Consider the following 3,203-nt stretch of genomic DNA (forward strand, 5'->3'; position numbering starts at 1 on the left):
CGCGCGATCTCCGGCGTCACCGCCTGCCGCGCCGCGTGGCGCAGGGCCCGGTCCTCAAGCGCGCTGGAGCCCTTGTCGATCCGCCGCGCGATCTCCGGCGTCACCGCCTGCCGCGCCGCGTGGCGCAGGGCCCGGTCCTCAAGCGCGCTGGAGCCCTTGTCGATCCGGAACTCCACCCCGGTCAGCCGCCCGACCGCATGGCCCTCGACGATCACCGCGCCGTCGGCCTCGACCTCGGCGACCGCATCCTCGGTCACGTTCAGCGCCCGCATCAGGGCGGTGGTGCGCCGGTCCACGAACCGCGCCGTCAGCCGCTCGTGCAGCACATCGGACAGACGTTCTTCCAGCGCCTTGGTCTTGTCCCGCCAGCCCTGCGCCTGATCCAGCCAGTCGGGTCGGTTGGCGATATAGCTCAGCGTCCGCACCCCGCTCAGCCGCGCCGACAGCTGATCGATCTGGCCATCGTCGCGGTCCAGTTCCGCGAACCGGGGCGCGATCCAGTCGGCGGTCAGCCGACCGCGCTTTCCCGTCAACGCCTGGAAGATCTCCTTCGACAGCCGTCCGTGCTCATCCAGCGTCGTCTTCTGGAAGTCGGGCAGCTGGCACGCCTCCCACAGCCGCATGATCGCCCCGCGCGACCGCCCGACGCGCGCCACCTCCTCATCCTTGATCAGCCGCCGCAGCAGGGTCTCGTCCAGCGCCGGCTGGGTCAGGTTCAGGCCGCGCAAGCCGGGCGTCACCGTCAGCGAGCGCAACAGGTCGGGCAGGGTGTCGAAGTCCAGCCGGGCGTTGCGCCACTCGGCCCCCTCGACCGGATCGAACCGGTGCTCGACCACCTGTTCGACCAGGTCCTGATCCAGCTCCACCGCCTCGCCGGTGACGCCGAAGGTGCCGTCCCTCAGATGTCGCCCGGCCCGCCCGGCGATCTGGCCGATCTCATGGGCGTGCAGCCAGCGCGTCCGCCGCCCGTCGAACTTCCTCAGGCCGGCGAAGGCGACGTGGTCGACCTCCATGTTCAGCCCCATGCCGATGGCGTCGGTGGCGACCAGGAAGTCCACCTCGCCGGACTGGAACAGCTCGACCTGGGCGTTGCGCGTGCGCGGGCTCAGCGATCCCATGACCACCGCCGCCCCGCCGCGCTGACGCCGGATCAGTTCGGCGATGGCGTAGACCTGGTCCGTCGAGAAGGCGACGATGGCGCTGCGGGCGGGCAGGCGGGTCAGCTTCTTCGATCCGGCGTAGCTCAGGGTCGACAGCCGTTCGCGCGACACGATCTCGACATCGGCGACCAGCGCCCGGATCAGGGGCGCCATGGTCCCGGCGCCGAGGAACATGGTCTCGAACCGGCCACGAGCGTGCAGCAGCCGCTGGGTGAAGACATGGCCGCGCTCCGGATCGGCGACCAGCTGGATCTCGTCCACGGCGAGGAATTCGACCTGACGCTCCAGCGGCATGGCCTCGACGGTGCAGACGAAATAGACGGCCCGCGGCGGGACGATCTTCTCCTCGCCGGTGACCAGGGCCACGGCCGACGCGCCGCGCCGCTTGACGATCCGGTCGTAGATCTCCCGCGCCAGCAGCCGCAGCGGAAGTCCGATCATGCCCGAGGCGTGGCCCAGCATCCGCTCGACCGCCAGATGGGTCTTTCCGGTATTGGTGGGGCCCAGAACCGCGACGACGCGCGAGGGGGCCTGTCCGGCGCCGCGATCACTCATAATGCTGAAAAGGTGGCGGTTCCCGCCCGGTTCCTCAAGCGGCGCCGCGACGATTGTACCCGAGCGTAAACGGGGCGGCGTGTTTCGGTGGAACAGGGGCGAAACGAATCAGGACCGAATCACCGACACGGCCCGATTCGGGGTTTGTTCACCCCAACATATTGTATCTTAAGATGGATTAACCACAATCGGGAACGGCGGTGTTCCAGCCTTCGGCCCGGCCGGATCACAAAATCGCAAGGGGCGGCGCGCGCAGACGCTTCCCCGCCGCCCCGTCACCCGCTAGGTCAGCCTGCGTGACCCCGTAGCTCAGCCGGATAGAGCAAGGCTTTCCTAAAGCAGAGGTCGGGGGTTCGAGTCCCTCCGGGGTCGCCACTCAACGCTTGCGCTTGAGGATCATCACCGCCGCCATCGCCAGGATGACGGCGGGCACGAGGATCAGCAGCCACGACAGAATGCGTTCGATGTCCATGGCCGCGCCCCTCCCCGGGACGGCCGCAAGGGGCGCGTCATCGCTCCGGAAGTCAAACGGGCCGCCCCGTAATCCCGCCGCCCGTTCGCCTCTGGGGGCGAAGGCTTTGGCCTCCCGGCGGGAAAGCGTTACGGTATCGCCGGTCGCGCGGGAGGCTCCAATGCGGACGAAGATCATCTGGATCGCTCTGGCCGTCGTGGCGGCTCTCGCGGCCTGGGCCCTGCTGACGCCGCCCGCGGCGCCGGGCCGGGTCGGGGTCAACCGGCTGGTCGAGAACGCCGTGACCACCACACGCGCCGGACAGACCGACTGGCGACCTTCAGTGACCGGGGCCGATGTGAATTTCGGCGACCGCGTCGCCACCGGCGCGGCCAGCCGTCTGGAGGTCAGCCTGCTGGACCGGTCGCTGCTGACCGTCGGCGCCCATGCGCAGCTGGAAATCGACCGCTTCGTCTATGACCCCGGGCGGGGCGTGACGGGCGTGGCGGTCTCGGTGCTGCGCGGGGCCTTCCGATTCGCCTCGGACAATCGCGGCGCCCAGCCCGAGGCCATCGCCTTCCGCACGCCCGGCTCCGCCATCGGCGTCCGCGGCACGGTGATCGAGGGCGTGGTGGGACCGGCGGCGGTGGCCTTCCTCGCCGGAATTCCGGGCGCGCCGGACCTGTCGGCCGAGTCCGACAGCGCGGCGGTGCTCATCCTCAGGGAGGGGGCGATCGGGGTCGCCGTCAACGGCCAGGACGTAGTGCTGGACCGGCCGGTGCAGATGGTCGCCCTGACCCGCACCCGGCTCTATCCGCCCTTCGGCGCGACCGATGAGACGAACCGGCGCTTCGAGGCCCTGCTGCCGACGCGGACGGGGACGTCCAGTCCGCCGGTTGCGGCGCCGCCGGTCGATCCGCCGGAGGAAACGCCCGCGCCGACCGGTCCCGTCCCGCCGCCTGCCGCGGTCGCGGACGACAAGCCTCAAGGTCCCGGCGCGCCGCCGCCGGGCGAACCGCCCGTCCGTGATCCTCCGG

Annotated in this window: 2 protein-coding genes and 1 tRNA gene; 2 read left to right on the top strand and 1 reads right to left on the bottom strand. The window is 70.6% G+C overall.

The annotated features are described in order from the left end of the window. Positions 1-1,715 (bottom strand): helicase-related protein (locus QQJ79_RS15090; RefSeq protein WP_284223750.1); only part of this gene is annotated, 1,715 nt, incomplete at its 3' end. Between the two features lie 298 nt (positions 1,716-2,013). Between QQJ79_RS15090 and QQJ79_RS15095 the strand changes: the two genes are divergently transcribed. Further along, positions 2,014-2,090: transfer RNA gene (locus QQJ79_RS15095), tRNA-Arg, on the top strand. Between the two features lie 257 nt (positions 2,091-2,347). Next, positions 2,348-3,203 (top strand): FecR family protein (locus QQJ79_RS15100; RefSeq protein ID WP_284223751.1); only part of this gene is annotated, 856 nt, incomplete at its 3' end.

Source organism: Brevundimonas denitrificans, from assembly GCF_030160755.1.
GTDB lineage: Bacteria > Pseudomonadota > Alphaproteobacteria > Caulobacterales > Caulobacteraceae > Brevundimonas > Brevundimonas denitrificans.